General features: G+C 43.8%; 12 protein-coding genes. 7 read left to right on the forward strand and 5 right to left on the reverse strand.

Annotated features, from left to right (window positions below):
- Positions 1–3: 3 nt before the first annotated feature.
- On the reverse strand, positions 4–2,076 hold the full coding sequence (locus ABIN22_RS00260) for an alpha-L-fucosidase (RefSeq protein WP_346906032.1): 2,073 nt from the start codon (positions 2,074–2,076) through the stop codon (positions 4–6).
- Between the two features lie 532 nt (positions 2,077–2,608).
- Here ABIN22_RS00260 and ABIN22_RS00265 point away from each other — a divergent pair.
- From ABIN22_RS00265 to ABIN22_RS00285, 5 genes are all read left to right on the forward strand, one after another.
- Positions 2,609–3,982, forward strand: coding sequence for an ABC transporter substrate-binding protein (locus ABIN22_RS00265; RefSeq protein WP_346906033.1), 1,374 nt, complete (start codon positions 2,609–2,611; stop codon positions 3,980–3,982).
- Between the two features lie 170 nt (positions 3,983–4,152).
- Positions 4,153–5,031, forward strand: coding sequence for a carbohydrate ABC transporter permease (locus tag ABIN22_RS00270; protein WP_109733654.1), 879 nt, complete (start codon positions 4,153–4,155; stop codon positions 5,029–5,031).
- Positions 5,031–5,873, forward strand: a complete 843-nt coding sequence (locus ABIN22_RS00275) for a carbohydrate ABC transporter permease (RefSeq protein ID WP_109733655.1) — start codon at positions 5,031–5,033, stop codon at positions 5,871–5,873. Before ABIN22_RS00270 ends, ABIN22_RS00275 begins: the two co-directional genes overlap by 1 nt.
- Before the next feature lie 3 nt (positions 5,874–5,876).
- Entirely contained in the window at positions 5,877–7,052 is a 1,176-nt protein-coding gene (locus tag ABIN22_RS00280) for a trans-sulfuration enzyme family protein (protein ID WP_346906034.1), read from the forward strand.
- 23 nt (positions 7,053–7,075) lie between these two features.
- On the forward strand, positions 7,076–9,766 hold the full coding sequence (locus ABIN22_RS00285; protein ID WP_346906035.1) for a glycosyl hydrolase: 2,691 nt from the start codon (positions 7,076–7,078) through the stop codon (positions 9,764–9,766).
- A gap of 79 nt (positions 9,767–9,845) precedes the next feature.
- On the opposite strand, the gene ABIN22_RS00290 is transcribed toward ABIN22_RS00285, so the two are convergent.
- From ABIN22_RS00290 to ABIN22_RS00305, 4 genes are all read right to left on the reverse strand, one after another.
- The gene (locus ABIN22_RS00290) at positions 9,846–10,532 is read right to left on the reverse strand and encodes an ABC transporter ATP-binding protein (protein ID WP_346906036.1); all 687 of its coding nucleotides are present in this window, start codon (positions 10,530–10,532) and stop codon (positions 9,846–9,848) included.
- A gap of 18 nt (positions 10,533–10,550) precedes the next feature.
- Entirely contained in the window at positions 10,551–13,022 is a 2,472-nt protein-coding gene (locus ABIN22_RS00295) for an ABC transporter permease (protein ID WP_416388293.1), read from the reverse strand.
- 188 nt (positions 13,023–13,210) lie between these two features.
- Complete coding sequence (locus ABIN22_RS00300) at positions 13,211–14,623, reverse strand: sensor histidine kinase (protein ID WP_109733659.1); 1,413 nt, start codon at positions 14,621–14,623, stop codon at positions 13,211–13,213.
- On the reverse strand, positions 14,624–15,328 hold the full coding sequence (locus ABIN22_RS00305) for a response regulator transcription factor (protein WP_109733660.1): 705 nt from the start codon (positions 15,326–15,328) through the stop codon (positions 14,624–14,626).
- Between the two features lie 244 nt (positions 15,329–15,572).
- Between ABIN22_RS00305 and ABIN22_RS00310 the strand changes: the two genes are divergently transcribed.
- Together ABIN22_RS00310 and ABIN22_RS00315 are read left to right on the forward strand one after the other, a co-directional pair.
- Positions 15,573–16,502, forward strand: coding sequence for a CPBP family intramembrane glutamic endopeptidase (locus tag ABIN22_RS00310; RefSeq protein WP_346906037.1), 930 nt, complete (start codon positions 15,573–15,575; stop codon positions 16,500–16,502).
- A gap of 123 nt (positions 16,503–16,625) precedes the next feature.
- A complete protein-coding gene (locus ABIN22_RS00315) occupies positions 16,626–19,214 on the forward strand; it encodes an ABC transporter permease (protein ID WP_346906038.1) in 2,589 nt (862 codons plus the stop codon).
- Positions 19,215–19,265 lie beyond the last annotated feature (51 nt).

The raw sequence follows: 19,265 nt of genomic DNA on the forward strand, positions 1-19,265 counted from the left end.
TTGCTATTTCTTACAAACAATTATCTGTTGTAGTGAAAAAGCAGGCAGAGATATGACTGTTTTATTATTTTCCATATGCTGTTCCAATGTGGCACATTCAGGGTATACAAGCTCAGCCTGTGAAATTGTGCGGTCAAGTTCCAGAGTTCCTCCGCTGACCGGGAAGGCGTCTCCGTGGAAACGTTTTGGAACCATAGAGATCTGGTGGATGATATAACTGTCCTCTGTTTCAAAATAAGCTGTGCGGATTATATCAGGTGTTTCTGTTATATTGCGCACCGCTGGTGTGATTTTTTCATGCTTTAAAAGATCACTGAATAACTCATGCGGATACTGGAAGCTGTCCAGTGAGGCCATTGTAAAGAAGTCGAAGGCCATGTAATAAGCACTGCCTTTTCCGACTGTTTTCCGGATCAGGGCGGGAAAGACGGAATCGGCCCCCGGCGGAGGACTCCACCAGTTGACCCAATGCCGGGAATCACACGCGACACACGGCAGTATGAAAGTAAGGAGCGTTTCGGCGTTCTTTTCGGTTACTGTTTCAATGAAGTGTTCACTGACCGGAGGCGTTGTACAGGACAAAAGTCCCGAAAAGTCTTCCGTGCCGGTATTCTTCAGATATGCGGCCCAGCGGTTGGCAGCATATTCAGTGTGTATGGTACACTCGCCGGTCCCTGTGATTCTGGCAATCGTGGAGGCAGGAAGCTTTCTGGAATCTGCCGTCCACAGCCCGCTTTGCCCGGAACTGATCAGGGTACCGCCGTTTTCTGTGTAATCAGCCAGTAGTTCGGCAGTTTCTTTTTCTATGACAAATACTTCCGGCAGCAGGAGCAGGTCAAACTGTTCGAGAAGCGCTTTGTCCAGTGTGCGTTCAGGAAGAACCACGTAAGGGATTTTGGCCCTTTCACAAAGCTGCATGGCACCCAGGACAGCATTCTGGTGCGGATTGTGGTGCTTCATCCGCAGGATGGCGTCTGCATCCAGCGAAGGGATATTGACGGCCATAGAAAGGTCGCTCTGCACGATGCCGGCACACTTTACAGGGGTGCGCCCGTTGAAATAGGGCTCCATCTTCTTTAGTTCGGTATAGACGGCGCCAAGCCTTCTTGCCTCTTCAAAATCGAGTGTGCCGTCGATGTGCTGGGAACCGCTGTACATGCCTACTCGGCAGCCCTGTGCGGCGATCGAGGAGAGGTCACATATGTATTCATTGACAGAGCTGTAATTATAGACCTGCGAGGCCTCGCCGGGAGCGAGGATCGGATACTGCCCTACAGCAGTGTCACGTGCATAGGCGGAGGAAAACCAGTTGTCTTTCAGCAGTGGTTCTGAAAACTGGTAGTCCAGCATATCCCGGAGTTCCTGCGGATAATGGCAGGAAAAATTAATCGTAATGGCAAGTGACGGATCAATGGCCTTTACACGCTGCTTCAGCTCGGCGAGAAAACTCATCGCATTCTGATTCAGAAATTCTACAATGTCTGTTTTATGTTCCAGAATCTCCTCCTGTGTTTCCGGCAGAGGATAATGATAAAGGGAAGCAAATTTGGTGCGGCAGTGATCGCAGTAGCACAGGGACGCCCCGAAAATATCCAGAAATAAAGAATCAGGGGCATAGTTTCTTACAATCTCTTCGAGCTGTTTCAGACAGTATTCCCGGTATCCGGTCTGGCAGCAGCAGAGTGTCCATTTCGCAAATTCATCGTCCCGGATCAGCGCGGAGCCGTCCGCCTTCTTAACCTGCCATTCCGGAAATCTCCTGGCGGCTCCTTCATCATATTCAATACAGTAGTAGGCAACAAATTCAATGCCTTTTTCTCTTAAAAGTGTACTGATTTCTTTAATCCAGTCACCTTTAATTCCGAGATGCTTTTGTGCCCCGGGCACTTCACTCGGGTAATAAGTGACGCCCCAGTGGTCTTTGCAGTACACCATGAGAGAGTCGATACCGGCAGTTTCGAAAAATGCCTCATATTCTTTTATATCGAGATGGTTCAGCGTGACGTCAGGTGGCTGGGGGGAGTGATGGTCTATTAAGTAGCATCGCCTGGTGGCCGTGTATTTTTTACTCATCATGATTTAAGCAATATACGTCTGTATACTGCCTGACTCCTTTCTGTATAGGTGAAATTTTAAGATTCAACGTAACTGTTCAGGACCATGAACAGTTACGCCGCAAGCCCATGAAAATCGCCTTTGGCGATGGGGCTTGCTTCTGGCTGTTCTACGTTTTCGTACGGACTGTGCAGTAAATGCACAGTCCTGTACTGAACAGTTACGATTTAGCATATAAGTGAATAGACTTGAGATCAGATAAGGGAAAAGTTTATTAAGCTAAGAATATAAAAAACGTACAGTATTGTCAAGTGAAAACAAAAAGTTAATTGGTGAAAAATAACCAAAAAAGGAGTGGATAAATTAGATAAAAAGTATAAAAATAACAAAGATATTGACAAGAGGAGTTTCAAATGATAGTATAATCGCATAAGTGGTCAGACCGGAAATACCTCACGAGAGTGGCGGTCAGTTACCAGCTAAGGGAAAAGCGTAACTAAATAATTCAAATGATCTGGTATTGTGATTTGAAAAAAGAAAAGGAGAGGAAGTTATGAAAAAAAGGATTTTAGCGGCAACATTGGCAGCTGTTATGGTAGGCGGATTGCTGGCAGGATGCGGGTCATCCGATAAGAAGTCTGGTTCCTCCAAAGACTCGGCAAAGGACGGCGGAAAAGCATCGCTGCGCTTTATTGATGTAAGCCCGAGCCCGGAGAGGCAGAAGTATTATGAGAATGCATTTGCCAAGTTTGAAGAGGAGACCGGAGTGGCAGTTAAGTACGAAAGCGTTCCGTGGGATGATGCAGCCGACAAGCTGACGGTACTCGGTACTTCCGGACAATTACCGGATGTTATCACGACCCACCCGCTCTGGCTGGGACAGTTTACAGAGGCCGACTGGGTAATTCCGATTGACGATTATGTGGAAGAAAACGGGGACCAGTTTGTTGATGCAGTTCGGAAAATCAACTGGGCACAGGAAAAAGAAAGATATGGACATGTTTACTCCGTTCCTGACGGATTCATGGTAAAGGGTATCTTCTACAGAAAAGACTGGGTGGAAGAGATCGGATACGATATACCGACCGGGGATGACTGGACATATGATGCATATTTTGATCTGATCAAGGCATTAACAGACAAAGACCAGAAGCGTTACGGAAACTCCTTCCGCGGGGCAAGAGGCGCGTTCGACCCGCTGCTCGCATATCTGCAGTCCTTTACAGGTGGCTATGTATATGATGAAGAAGGGAATTTCATTCTGAATACACCGGAGTGTGTAGAGGCAGTCGAGAAGTGGTGTGAAATCTATAAAGACGGATATGTACCGGAAGACTCTGTTAACTGGGGATTCGTTGAGATGGTGGATAACTTTACGGGCGGCCTTACAGGAACTATTTCCAATGACTCTGAAGTAGCAAAGGCATGTGAAGAGAAGATGGATGCTTCCAAATGGGGAGTCCTCCCGATGCCGGTATCTACTGTTGACGGTAAGATGATGAATACCGCGGGCAGCCCTTACTCATATACAATCGCAAAGAGCTCTGAATATCCGGAAGAGTCCATGCAGCTGATTGATTTCCTTGTGAGAGCTGACAATAACATTGAATACTGCAAGATGGGCGGACTGATTCCGATCAAGAAGGATGTCGGAGACGATGCAACATACGGGGAAGACGGACCTTACGCAGTATTTTTGGATGAATTAAATGATCCGAATTTTACGGTTCCGCCGATGTATGGTCCTTTCAATTACACAGACCTTCATCAGGATATGTTCCACACAGAACTTCAGAAATATCTGCTTGGACAGCAGTCAGCTGAAGACGTCCTGACTCATATCGGAGATGAACTTACAACAAGAATGAAACAGTACCTTGCTGATAATGAAGGATCTACGATAGAAACACCGAAAACAATGCAGTAAAAAAACAGCAGGAAAGGTTATTGCAGGATAAGATGAGAAGGGGGTTAATGTAAAATGAAAAAAAGCATTAACCCCTTTTCCATTTCATACCGGATACCGCGAATTTTTACAATCGGCAGAACAACTGCCACGCATTTTTTGAAAACTAGATAAAGGAGAGTGATATCTACATGAAAAAGAAAATGGAACCCTGGCTGTTTTTACTTCCTGTTCTTGTGATTTTGCTGCTGCTGTTTGGATATCCGCTGATCAACAGTATTATCATGGCATTTCAAAATTACAAACTGACAGCGCCAAACGATATTCATTTCAATGGACTTGATAACTTTGCTAAGCTGATGGGGGATCCGGACGCTTTGATGATCATAAAGAATTCCTTTATTTATGTCATCGTATCTGTACTGGGACAGTTTCTGCTTGGAATGACTCTGGCAGTAGCATTGAAGAAGCAGTTCAAAGGAAGAGGCATCTACCAGTCAATTGTATTTCTGCCGTGGGCTTTTTCAGGATTTGTGGTTGGTCTGATTTTCCGCTGGTCTTTCAACGGGGAATATGGCGTTGTAAATAACCTTCTGGATAAACTGGGACTGATCGACAAGAATATTGCCTGGCTGGGAACACCGGGATTTTCGCTTGCAGTTGTTATTATTGCGATGATCTGGATGGGAATCCCGTTCTTTGCAATCATGATCCTCGCGGCTCTGCAGTCGATCCCGACAGATGTCTATGAAGCGGCGGATGTGGACGGATGCGGGACAGTAAGGCAGTTTTTCCAGATTACGCTTCCCTACATCAAACCAACGCTGATTACGACAATCCTGCTGAGGACAATCTGGATCTTTAATTCGCTGGACCTGGTGGTTATTATTACAGACGGCGGACCAGCGAATACATCACAGACTCTGCCCGCGTATATGTATTCAAAGGCGTTCGGCTCTTATGACTTCGGGTTTGCAGCAGCACTTGGCGTGATACTGATGATTATTCTGGGAGTTTATGCAATGGTATTTCTGAAAGCGACCAAATATGATAAGGCAGGTGATTTCTAATGAGCAGAAAGACAAAAAATGCAATTGGCGGCACTATACGTGTTCTTGTTCTGATTTTCTTCTTTTTACTTGTCGTACTGCCTATTTACTGGATTGTGATCACTTCATTTAAGACAAGCGGGGAAATTCTGGACATCAATAACCTGACATTCTTCCCGAAGGATTTTACATGGAAGAATTATACGGACTTATTTGAACAGTTTAACTACGGCGTGCTATTAAAAAACAGTCTTTTGGTATCGGTGACTTCGGCACTGGTTGTGACGGTCTTCTCCATGCTGGGCGGATACTCACTGGCACGATATAAGTTCAATGGAAAGCAGGCAGTCATCCTCTTTTTCCTGATTACGCAGATGATACCCGGAATCCTTGTGATTATTCCGCTGTACATCATTTTCTCAAAAATGGGTCTGATCAACACACATATCGGGCTGTTTATCTATTATGTAACCGTGAACCTGCCGTTCTGTGTGATTACGATGCGGAGCTTCTTCGAGCGGATTCCGGTGACACTGGAGGAGGCGGCGAAGGTGGACGGATGTACAAAAATGCAGTCTCTGTTTAAAATTGTATTTCCGATCATGTTCCCCGGCATCGTCTCCGTATTCGTATTTGGCTTTATCGGAGCGTGGAACGAATTGATTGCAGGATCTATTTTCATAAGTACGCCGGAAATGTGGACGATCCCGGTAGGACTGAAGACCCTGATCGGAAAATACAACGTCGAGTGGGGCCTGCTCATGGCGGGCGGTGTGATGGCACTCCTTCCTACGGCAGTTATGTTTGCGGCCATGCAGAAATTCATCGTGGAAGGAATGACAGCCGGGGCTGTAAAGGAGTAAGTCATGCAGAACAAAGAAGACAGATTAGCAATCACACATCTTGGGGAAGAACAAAGCAAATATATGAATGCGGTCGTTCCCCCAGTATTTATGAACTCTCTCCATGTATTTGACAGTCTGGAATCCTATGCATCACATCAGGAGGACCAGGCCTATGTATATGGGCGTGCGGCAAATCCTACTGTACATATTTTAGAGGAGAAGGCAGCGGCCCTTGAGAAGGGAGCTGCCGCAATCGCATTCTCCAGCGGCATGGCGGCAGCATCGGCAGCAATACTGGCGGTATGCCGCGCAGGCAGCCATGTGATCTGCATGCGGGATGTTTACCAGCCGGTGAAAAATATTCTGAACAGGTATTTTATTCCGAAAATGGGGATCACGGTATCCTATTGGGACGGGATAGATCTAAACCGGCTGGAAGACCTGATTCAGGATAATACGGATATGATTCTGCTGGAAAGCCCGGCGACATTTGTTTTTACCGTAACAGATATCGCAGGTGCGGCCAGGGTTGCAAAGGCCCACGGCATCAAGACTTACATTGATAATACATTCTGTACGCCGCTTTTCCAGAAACCGCTGACAATGGGAATCGACATTGTTATGCACACATTGTCGAAGTATATAGGCGGGCACAGTGATATCATCGGAGGCATTCTTGTTGTTCAGGATGAAGAACTGGGGAAACTAATCCGGGAAACAATCCGTGAGCTTTTTGGCGGGATCTTAGGGCCGATGGAGGCGTGGCTGGGAATCCGGGGGCTGCGGACGATGCACCTGCGGGTGGAACAGCATCAGCAGACCGCAATGGAGGTGGCAGATTATCTCGAGCACCATCCGAAGGTAGAACGGGTCTACTATACAGGACTGGCCTCCCATCCACAGGCGGAACTGATCAAAAGACAGCAGTCGGGACATACGGGACTCATGAGTTTTGTATTAAAAGGAGATCCTGAAAAAGCGGTGAAGGCTGTAAACAGCCTGAACGTATTTGAAATCGGCTGTTCATGGGGCGGGTTTGAGAGTCTGGCACTGTGCCCCCTGATACATTACAAGAAGGAGGAACTGGAGTTCCTGAACCTGAACGGGCATGACAGCGGCCTGATCCGGATACACTGCGGCCTGGAGGGGGCCGATGTACTGATCGGAGATCTGGAGCAGGCATTGGAAAAGATATAACAATTAAGCCGGGAGGTGTTCAAATGAATAAAGAAGAAGTCATTCATCAGCTGAACCAGCCGCGCAGTGAGACAAGAGGACGCACGAGATGGTGGTGGTACGGCTGTGCAGTGGATAAGGATGAGATTATTAGGGAACTGGATTTGATGAAAGAGGCACGGATCGGGGGCGTTGAACTGCAGATTTTATATCCTGTAGAGGCGAATGATAAAGAAAAAAATGTCGAAAACTACGAATATCTTTCTCCGGGGTATTTTGAAATGATACGCTTTGCAGCAGATGAGGCCGCGGCACGGGGGATGCAGTTTGATCTGACACTCGGGTCATCCTGGCCCTTTGGTGGGCCGTTTCTTACAGAAGAACTAAGCGGGCCGAGTGTTCTTCCGTTCTGTCTGGATGTCGAAGGGCCATGCCGTTTTTCGAAAGACCTGACGACAGTCATATACGGGAAAGTTGTCGGTGCAGTACTGGGGAAAATGGAAGGTGCCCAGATGCTTCCGGAGACAATGGTGGATATCACAGAGCATGTGGTGGATAAGTATCTGTTTAACTGGCCCTGGGGCACGGAAATCGAAGAGATCGTGATACCTGAGGGCGTGCACAAAATCGTCCTGTTTGTGTCCAGTGATAAAAGGCAGAGAGTGTTGAAACCTCTGCGGGGCGGGGACGGGCTGATCATAGACCATAACCGGAAGGATTCCCTGAGGGCCTTTCTGGAATATGGCGGGGACCCTATTGTAGAGAACATCGGCCGGGGAAAAATAAGTAATTTTTTCTGTGACTCCATCGAGGTGTTCGGACATAACTGGACGGATATCCTGTATGATGAGTTCCGCAGAAGAAGAGGGTACGAGCTCAGACCTTACATCTATGCCCTGTGGGGGGAGGTAAAAGGGCTGACAGAACAGATCCGATATGATTTCCAGAAAACAATGGGTGAGCTTACCGTGGAGAATTTCTTTCGGGAACTGACTAAGTGGTGTCATGAAAAGGGTGCCGTTTCCAGAATCCAGGCGCACGGGACATGGGGGGATATCCTTCAGGCGTACGGGGCTGCGGATATTCCAGAGGGGGAGACCTTCTCAGCATTTGACAGATATGCTGTGAATACGGTACACAGAAGGCTGGCAGTTTCAGCCGGGCATGTCTACCACAAACCGGTTATTTCCAATGAATCCTTTACCTGGCTTCGTTTCCCGCGGTTTGTAGTGTCACTGGAAAATATTAAGGCGGCGGCAGACAGTATTTTTCTGGATGGAATCAACCAGATTGTCAACCACGGATACAGCTACAGTAAAGAAGACGGTGTGGGGATGACTCCATTTTATGCATCCACAAACATTAACCATACAAACACATGGTGGAAGTATTATAAAGAGATCAGTATTTATATCAACCGTGTGTGTGACTTCCTGCAGCGGGGCAGGCCGGTGGTTTCTACGGGCGTGTATCTGCCACAGCATGATATATGGGCAAAAACCCCTCTCGCGGATACGCATATGTGCATGAAGCTGGACGAAAGACTGGAATCATCCTGCATAAATGCGATCCATAAGGCGGGCTACTGGTTTGACTACGTCAATGATGATGTTCTGGAAAATTGGGAAAAGTATGAATATGATACACTGCTCCTGATTGAGTGCGACCATATCCCGCTCGATACGATGGAAAAGATCCGGCAGTTTGCGGAAAATGGCGGGAACGTCATTGCAGCCGGGAGGATTCCGGACAAGTCCTGTGGAATGCTCCGGTTTGAGGAGGATACTGCCAGAATCCGTGAGATTGGAAATGAGTTGAAAAGACAGGGGAATGTTACCGTCACAGAGGATAAGTTTGACAGTCTGATTCAGGAACTGCGCAGGATAAAAACCCCGGATGTGCTGATATACCACCATCCGGAAACCGTCGGGTATGTACAGCGTGAAACAGAGACGGATGATATTTATTTTATGTCTAATATTAGTAAAAAAGATATAGAAGAAACGATAAAATTTACAAATACCAAAACTGGATTCTGTGTATTTGACCCTATGACCTGTGAAGAAAAGGAGATCCGACAGATACAAGTGACAGAGGATGGGATAGAGGTAAGCCTTGATATAGAAGCATATCAGTCCCTGCTTTTTGTATTTCATGACGGGATGGATATGCCTGAGCCTGAACGCAGAAAAGAGGAAATCATATCTCTGGACCTGTCCCGCGGCTGGATTCTCGATATACCGGAAAAAGATTTCCGAAAAGAATACCATGTGCTGGACAGCTGGGAGAAAGAACCGGAGCTTAAGTATTACTCTGGAAGCGGAAGGTACGGCAAATGTTTCTGTATCACAGAAGACGAATGGAAGGAACTGGGAGGCTGTGGCACTGTAATACTGCATATGGAGCACCTCGGAGAAACGGCTGAGATCTATGTAAACGGCACGCTGGCTGATACCGTGATCAAGCATCCTTACAGGGCAGATATCACCGGGCTTTTGCACCAGGGTGAAAACAGCGTGAAACTGGTCGTGACAAATCTCCTGATCAACAGAATGATCGATCCGGAATACCCGGAAATACTGGAAGATAAAATCATACCGGAATGGCCATATGCTTCTGGCGGGCTGAACCGGTGCAGGGAAGAAAAAGTATTCAACTGGCGGGAGAGAGAGATGATAAAAGAACCATTCCCGTCAGGGATCTGGGGAGAGGTCAGAATTGTTGGAATGAATTAAAAGATTAATTATCCATAAGGGGTATCATGATTCAGCCCGGGTCATGATGCCCCTGTATTTCTCCCCTCCCAAAAAGCAGTTACAAAATCACTCCATCTTTTACGGTAATAATACGGTCACTGCTCTTCGCTGCTTCTGGTGAATGGGTGACCATAATAATCGTCTGGCCGCTGCTTTTATTGATAGACTGTAAGAGTTCCATAATCTCTGCCCCGGTTTGACTGTCCAGATTCCCAGTAGGTTCATCCGCAAATAAAATGTCAGGACTGCCCATTAGGGCACGGGCGATTGCGACCCTTTGCTGCTGTCCGCCTGACAGCTCCCTTGGTGTATGTTTTTTCCTGTCCGTCAGCCCTACTACTTCGAGGATTTCATCCAGCCGTTTTCTATAATCCCGTATTTTTTTCCCGTCCAGCAGCAGAGGCAGCATAATATTTTCCTCTACATCCAGATTCGGGATCAGGTTATAAAACTGGAATACAAAACCTATTTTCTGACGCCTGATTCTACTCATTTTTTCATCATCAAATTTAGAGATATCTATTCCATTCATAGAAACAGTTCCCCTGGTCGGTGTATCAAGGCCGCCCAGTATATAGAGGAGCGTACTTTTCCCGGAACCGGACTGTCCCATGATAGAGACAAATTCACTCTTTAAAACTTTTAAAGAGATATCTTTCAGCACCTTTGTCGTTGTATCTCCGATTATAAAATCTTTGACGATATTCTTTCCTTCGACAGCAATATTGCCAGTAATTGATTTCATTTCACGTCCTCCTATTTATCATTCAAATTTTATCTCTTCAACCAGTTTCATTTTTCTGCTCTTTACCATAGGAACAACCGAACCTGCCAGTGTGACGAGGATTCCCAATAATCCGGCTGATAAAAAGGTCTTGAAATCCAAATCCGGTGACATGGATATTTTAGGACCTGCCACAAGAAAGATTGTCTGGATCTCCAGATAAGATACAACGATTGCGATGGCGGCTCCAATGATCCCGGAGGTGAGGCTTTCGATGATTGTTATTTTGATATTCTGCCTGTTGCTCAGGCCGACTGATTTATACATGGCAATCGAACGCTGTTTCTGGATGTAGTTAATCAGCAGATTATTTATGATGCCCACTGCGGCCAGCAGCAGTATCAAATAGGTCATACTATACATTGGCTCCAGAAATGCCCCAACCGTGGAAAGTGCATCTGTATTAAATTCTTCGACAGTCCGGCTCCAGTTTTGTGTATTTCCAAACAAATCCCTGATCTGAATCATAATAGAATCCGGATCGGCAGCCGTATAGGCCAGAAAATGATATGCCGCAGGTTTGAAATCCGGGATGGCATAAGCCGAGGGGATAACAGCTTCGACATCGGTAGCCCTCGATTTAAAACTTCCGGTTATGGTGTAAGTATTCCTGCCGGAATCGTTCTCCAGTGTCAGCGAATCACCAATTTCATAGTCATCCCTGTTCAGGACATCCTCCTGAATGAGGATGGAACGTGTCTCCGAAAAAGCGGAAATGGCGGAGACTTCCATGTCCTTTTTTGAATAGATGAGATGAAACATCGAGTTGTATAGTTCAAGGTTGTCTGTGGCCTCCAGTCGTGAGAATGTATGATCCTGACACTGCATTTCATTATTGAATACATAGACCGGCAGTATCTTTTCAATTCCCTCCATCCCTTCCACCTGTCTGATGAAATCTTCATCCATTTCCCCGTCTGCAAATCCCTGAAGTTCAGCGCCATTGAATACATCTGTGATATAGGTATTGACAAAATTACCGACAACTGTAATTGCAATCACAGCGGAAATGCTGATGAACAAGAGAGTGATATTCTGGGTTATGTTTTTATTATCCCTTAAATTTCTGGCTGCCAGCATCCCTTCATTCTTGAAGATAACCGTATACACTCGTTCCAGAACTTTTGACAATAAGTTTGTAACAAGCGGGATGACCATGATTGCCGCAGATATCAATCCGAGTAATGAAAAACCACCTGCGGGGTACAGGAATTTCCCTGAGGCAAGCCTTGGAAGTAACACAGAAACCACAAGAAGCGCGATACCGATGCCGGCAGCGTGATGGTTTGGCATATGTTTTTCTTCCACCATTCCTAATACAACATCCTTAATTGGCAGCCGGCTGGCACGGCGTACCGGAATCCATGCACTGAGTATGGAAACGACAACCGCCGCCCCGAAAGAAAGCAGGACTGCCGCAGGAGTAATAACAACAGGAATTTCGATGCCTGCTGACAAAGAATCGCCCATGCCCCGTAAAATCAGTTTAAGGATAACTGTGCCGAGCAAGATACCAATGATACCACCGGTAAAGCCATATAAGGCACTTTCCAGCATTAATATACGGGTTACCGTTTTCTGTGTCGCCCCGATACTGCGAAATGTTCCAATGATTGGTAAACGGTCCAATGTAATGACCTTGTAGCTGCTGTAAATAATAAAAACACTCATCGTCAGGGCGAAGAAGCTGATGAGGAAGAACGGCATTGATTTCTGTCTGGCATCGGCTTCTATCTGCTCCTCATTCACGACCTTTGATACGCTAAGGGGGCGGCCGGAAAGCTCCTCAGTCAACGTGTCCGCCAATTCCCCGGCAGATACATCCCCGGCAGGTTCTATCAGAATTTCGCTGTATCCATTCTTTTTCTGTAAAATTTCTGCGAGTGTGGATTCCGGCAGCAGAGCCGTTGCACCTCTTGTATGTCTTAAAAAGACTGTATCGTAAGAAGCTATTTCGGCAACTTCGAACCGGGTGGGGACTCCGTTGATTTGAAGAATGACGGTATCCCCCTTTTCAATTCCATATTTAGAAGTAAAACGGTCAGGCAGGATAACCTTGTAACCCGTAAAATTTTCGATGTCCCCGCCGCTGACCAGGCGGGGCTTATTTATCTGGTTCAGCAAAGAGAGGTCAGAAGCGATTAAATCAATGGTTTCATAATAACCATCCTCATGGTACAGGGCACTGCCCTCCAGCATGCCGGCTTTTGCCTTAATAGAAGTTAATTCCGGGATATCATCTAAGCCGACCGTATCATCGGGGGACAGGGGACTGACTGATATCGCGGCAGACCCGGCCATTCCGCGTGCCATTTTTTGCTGTGCATTTTCATAGGATGTACCGATTGAAAACGAAACAAACAAAAGTACTGCAGAAAGGACGATTGACAGAAGCATGACAATTGTCCGTGTTTTCCTTTCCTTAACATTTGTGAGAATATATTTCAAAATAATCTTCAAAGCTGTTCCTCCTTTCAATTTCTGTATTTTTGATGTTCAGTGAATGTAACAAAAAAGGTTAATAGCTATTACATAACATAATAAGCTATCAACCTTAATCTAACTTGCAGGCATCCTTAATTAACCTTAATTCATGAAAATGCAGTTACGCACCTGTATGCATCTGTGGGGTGCACTTCTTATCCGTTTCCCAGATAAATTTTAAAATCAGTTCCGATTCCGAGTTCACTTTCGACCATGATACTGCCACCCTGTGCCTCGATAATACTTCTTGTTATAGCAAGTCCCAAGCCTGTTCCTGCTGTCTTTTGTTCCGTGTTTGTCCCTCTGTAATACCGCTGGAAAAGCCGGTTGACTTCCTCAGGTTTTATACCATTTCCGTTATCAGAGACAATGATCTGCACCATGCTTCCGGCTTTTGCAATTCGTAAGGTAATCTCTGTATCTTCATTCCCGTGCGCAAAAGCATTCAGAATTAAATTTTGAAAGGCCCTTGTCATGAGCTTACTGTCGAAGAAAAGTGTAATTTCTTCCTCAGGACAGTCAAAATGAATTTCGCGGTTCTCATATTCAGGATTATTTAGAATATCGATCACCAGTTCCTTTAAAAAGCGGACAATATTCCTGTGCTCGTTCTGGATAGGAACCATGCCGCTGTCCAGCTGATAGGTCAGCTTTAGATCATTGATCAGCGACTCCATATAGGAAACATTTTTTAGCATCACCTGAGAATATTTTTTTACCTGTTCTTCAGATATGATATCTTTTTCAGACAGCATCTCCGCATAGCCTTTTATAGGGGACAAGGGTGTCTTTAGATCATGTGTTATATTGGAAATCCATTCTTTACGCAAGTTTTCCGTTTCTTCCGCCACTTTATCACTTGCTTTGATTTCTGCATCCAAATGGTCCAGACTGTCAAAGAGATCACGGAAGGCACCCCTGTCTGCTGTTGGGATATAAGAACGTTGTGCAATATTCTGAATCGAGTGAGACAAGCGGCTAATGATGTTTGTGATCCGGAATCCGTAAATAAATCCGGCGATAAGTATGGTTAAAAACATAACACCTAAGCACAGGAAGAGGACTTGCTTCCCTGCTGTAAACCGGTCTCCGTTCATATACATCGTCACCTTTGCTATATTTACTGGAAAATGAACGATATAAGTGTAATCTTTTCCATTATGTTCCAGAGCGCCGACAAAGGATGTTGTCCCACTGTCGTTTATATGTCCTGTTTCACTTATCTCCAAGAGATCTCTGTAAGAATAAGAATCCCTGAAATCTTCAGGTTTCTGATAACTGACTATTTCCTGTCCGCTGTCATTGAGAATCTGTATTCCCGCATGATTTGACTGCAGCAGTTCCAACCCGGATTGTTTGATACGAGGTGTATTATCTGTAAAAACAATCTGTTCCTGAAAACCCACGGTAAACTCTTTCGGGTAACTGCTCCTTTCAGCAGAACCGCCGGGAGTATGGACCGTGATTATGGATAACGAAAAGAGGGCTGCAAAAATAGTTACACATAGTAATGCTGTTAAAAAAATGAAATATATGTGCAGTGTCGAACGGTATCCAGATTTTCTCATCTAATCAATCCTTTTCTTTAATTTATATCCCAGACCCTTCACAGTAATAAGCTGCCGGGGATTGGAAGGGGAGTCCTCAATTTTTTCACGAAGGTGCCGTATATGGACCATAATCGTGTTATCACAAATGACACTGTACTCACCCCACACATGTTCGTATAAATGTTCTTTGCTTATAATCTTATCCGCATTTTCCATGAAGTAAGACAGAAGCAGAAATTCGCGCCCAGTCAGGCTGATTTCATTTCCGTCCTTATAAATGCGGCAGCTCTCTTTATCTAGCGAAAGGGGGCCGGCAGTAATCATGCTTTTTTCAAGCGGCTGAAAATCGGTATGGTACTGCTGGCGTCTAAGCTGTGCTTTAATCCGGAATACAATTTCACGCGGGCTGAAAGGCTTCGTAATATAATCATCACCGCCGCTCGACAGGCCAAGGATTTTATCAACATCCTCATTTTTTGAAGAAAGAAAAAGGATCGAGCAGATAGAAAATTCACGGATTTTTCTGCACACATCTATGCCGTTGCTATCTGGCAGCATAATATCCAAAACCACGATATCCGGCTCAAATTCTTTGCATAATTGTAAGGCCTCCATACCGGTATAAGCCTTTTTAATAAACCGGAACCCATCCTGCCGCAGAACCTCTTCCATTAAATCCACGATATCCTTCTCATCATCTACCAATAATATTTTACCGTCCATATTAACCACTTCCTTCCCCGCTATTGCCCTGTGATTTAGAAACTTCTCTGATGTTCATTATATTTCGGGAGGGCACGATATACAAGAAGAGATTTACTGATGGATTATTTCTTTTAACATTATTTTTGAACTATTGAATTAAAAATTGAAAGTGATATAGTTAAAATATGGAAATAAGGGGAATTGGGAGTAAAGGAAGGAGAGTATAATATTCAGCTTCTACAAATATTATACAAGGAATAGAATGAGGGCAGGTAATTCTAAAAAAGCAGAGATTGCAATTTTTTTTGCTATTTCGTATGGATGTTCCTTAATTTTTGGCATCATTATTTATTTGGGGATATATGAAGAAGTTTATAACATATCTCTATTTATGATGTTAACGCCTGCGGCTGGTGTCGCTTTAGCAAAAATACGAAACAGCGATAAAGAAAAGGGAGTAAAACAAATATATAAAATAATTATAATTGCTTTTTGTATGTCTCTTTTCGCATTGTTGTTTAGGATTACAGGTGTTATAGGGGAACCCCTGCTAAAGAACTTCATAGTAATAGGTAATGGTATCTTAAGTCTAATTATACTTTTATATGCATGGATGTCCTGTCCACAGTTGGATCCTTCTAAGAACATAAAAGCCGGGGCAAAATATATATTATTATATACAGTTATTATGCTTATTGTAGTTATGTGTATGAATTTTAAAGGAATAACATCTACTATATTTTTTGCTCCTGTTGCATCTATTGTAACATTTCCATTACAGTGTATATTGACATTCGGGGAAGAATATGGATGGCGGGGGTATCTCCAGCCATTATTACAAAGAAGATTCGGAAAACGGCTGGGTGTTATTTTTGTCGGTGTACTCTGGCAAATATGGCATATACCATTTTACTTTCCAATTGATAATTGGAACTGGACGGTACAGTTCGCCAGGTTTATTTATTTGCCTGCCCTTTCAGTTGCGTTTGGCTATGTGTATATGAAAACTAAAAATATATGGATTATATCATTTATGCATTTTATGACTAATATAATTCTAACATTCCTTCCGGATTATAAAGATACACATTATTTGCCTTGTATTATTATTCTTTCATGCGTTTGTTTTTCGCTTCTTTTTAGCAAGGCATACAAAAATGACAAATATAATGTAATTGATAATTCTATTTAGAAAGATTTAAGAAAAAAGATAATTACTGCTAGCGGGACAATATAGAACTGGGTACAAAAGAAGTATATGGAGTCGTGAAAATGTTGAGTTATTGAATGTTTTTATGCAGACGGGAGTGGGATTATGAAACAGACTAAGGAAAGGTTTTGTGGTGTGGTTGGGATTCTGGTTTCTGCTCTTATTCTTTTTGCTAAGTGGATTCGTTTTAAAGAAGCTGGGTATACAATTCTGGGATTTTATTTTAAGGTTCATCATTATGGGGGGATTACTGCATTTTCTAAGGCGTTTGAAGATATGGAAGAAGTCACTGCCAGTGGAATAAGCATAGTTCCTGCTTATATCTTTCTTTTTCTGCCTCTTTTACTTGCCGTAGTGCTGCTTATCCGGTCAGCCCTTCTTTTTAGTGGCAGAGATTTTGGGGTGCTTACAAATATTGCTTATTGGATTGGGCTGATTTATCTTTTGACTGTTTTTTTAACGCCATATTTTATCTGTCCTGCGCTTTTTATCTGTATATTTTTTATGCTGGCAGATTATATTGGTGCCCGGCTGATTATGGAAAGAGATGAGATGAATAGGAAGGCCAGGGAACTCAAGCAGAGGGAGAAGGAAGAACGGCTGGATAAGATCCGGCGTATGCGGTTTCCGGGCCGATATTCCAGAGACTTTTTTGCAGTGGTATTCGCAAATTTCCGCAGTAACCTGAAAGGCTACTTTTTGTTTATTACAGCTGCTTCGATGTCTGCGGCTTTGCTTTATATCTTGTTTGGAACACAGTACGTCATTTATAAGTCAAACACTGACCAGAATTTGATGGTATTAGGAGAAGGACGCAAAATCTTCAGCGAAGTCCTTAAGATTGTGATATTTGTTTCCGTAATGCTGCTGGTTCTGATCATTTCTAATTATATTAAAATGCGTATGAGAAATTACGGGATTTTTCTTAGCTTAGGCATCCGTAAAAAGACATTATGGCTGATCATCTCTCTGGAGTATATCTTTTGTATCCTGATATCTTTGACTATTGGATTATTATTGGGGAACTTTGGTCTGAGACTTATGAAATATGTTTATTTGCAGCGTATTGGAATTCAGGGTTCAATCCATACGTCCTATGGGATTATTAATTTGGTGGCTGCCATTACTTTTTTACTCATTACAGGACTTGCAACGCTGATCAATTATCATTTATTTGAGGGAATCGATATTACATCCTCTGCTGTTAATGCCGCTAAAAAAGAGGGATTACCAAAACGATATTTGCTTTTGGGAACCGTATACGGATTTTACTGCATTATTTCAGGGATTCGGGGCTTTCGTTATGGATACTGGATGGAAGAAGCTTCCCGAATAGCGGTTATGCTTTTTGGCTTTTTGCTGTTAATCTACTGTGGCGGAACAAAAATAATTACTTGGTTTATGAAAAAAAAGGAACGATATCTGAAACATGTGTTTCAAATTCTCCCATGGAAATATCGGTTTAAGACAAATGCTAAGTATTTCTTTCTTTTGTTTACAATACAGATTTTGATATTATCTGTCTATCTGCCCCGTCTAAGTTCCTGTCTGACGGCTAATTTTGAGGAGGCTGATTACCCATATGATTTTGTCTGCATGGCACATGAGGATGATATGGAATTTTTTCAGAATCTTGAAAAATCCGATGGGGTACAGATGGATATCTATCCAATGATGAGGGTTGATACCTTATTGTCAGAACCGTTCTCATTCAATACTCTTACCAGCTCGACAACGGGTGGTATGTTTTTCCCTCTCGGGCAGCATATTGGGATTTCAGAGACTACATATCAAAAACTAAAAGCTGTCGTTGCACCTGCTGATAAAGGCACTCCTCATCTGAAGGATAAAGAAATCTATGTCGTTTTTCAGCAGGATGCTTCTGGGCGGGCGAGACTTCTGGACTGGTATTTTTCTCCTATGGAACGTTTGGGGTATGATCCACATCTACGGTCTGGAAGTATCCGTTACTATGATCTGCAAAGCAGGGATGAGCTGTATCCGCCTTATAGGATAAAAAGTCAGGAAAAGTTAGTTTTAACCGGTATGTTTCATGGCGGGGATCAGGAAAATATAGTCGTTTTTTCTGATGCCTATTTTGAACAGCAGCAGAAGTTAGTGTTAGACCGGCTTGATAAGGAGCCTTCCCCCACACAATTGGTCACAATTCGGACTTCTAAAAGTATGTATCCGGAGATTGCAGATAGGTTAGAGGATTTTACTAAAAAAAATGTTTCTGATTCTGCCTGGGATGCTGCAATTCTTCCTTGTTATGAAAAGCAGGTCCGGCAGCATTTGGCTGAGGGGGAACGTTTTTTTAAGGAGATTGCATTTTCTGCTGTAATAGTGAGTTTGTTAATCTGCAGCCTGTTTATCTTTTATCTGAAATACAGTTTGGAAGTCACAGAGCTTAGACGCAGGGATGAAATGTTAGACGCTATTGGAATGAACGGGAAAGATAGATTACGGCTTCTTCATCAGGAACTGTCCGCACATTCATGGTGGACATTACTGTCTGCGGCAGCTGTTTCAGCAATCTTTTTCATCGAGCTGCCTGTGATGAGGATGTTCAGCAGTAAAGAATCCGGTATTTATTATATGATTTTATTGATGATATTAACTGGGTATATATTTATATATGCAATCGGAATCCATTTACTGGAGAAGCATATTATAAAAATGATACAGACATAAAGGTTAAAAATGAGGTATAATAAAAATTCCGGAAATGAAGATTCTATCATT

The sequence above is a fragment of the Faecalicatena orotica genome (genome assembly GCF_905197545.1).
GTDB lineage: Bacteria > Bacillota > Clostridia > Lachnospirales > Lachnospiraceae > Faecalicatena_A > Faecalicatena_A orotica.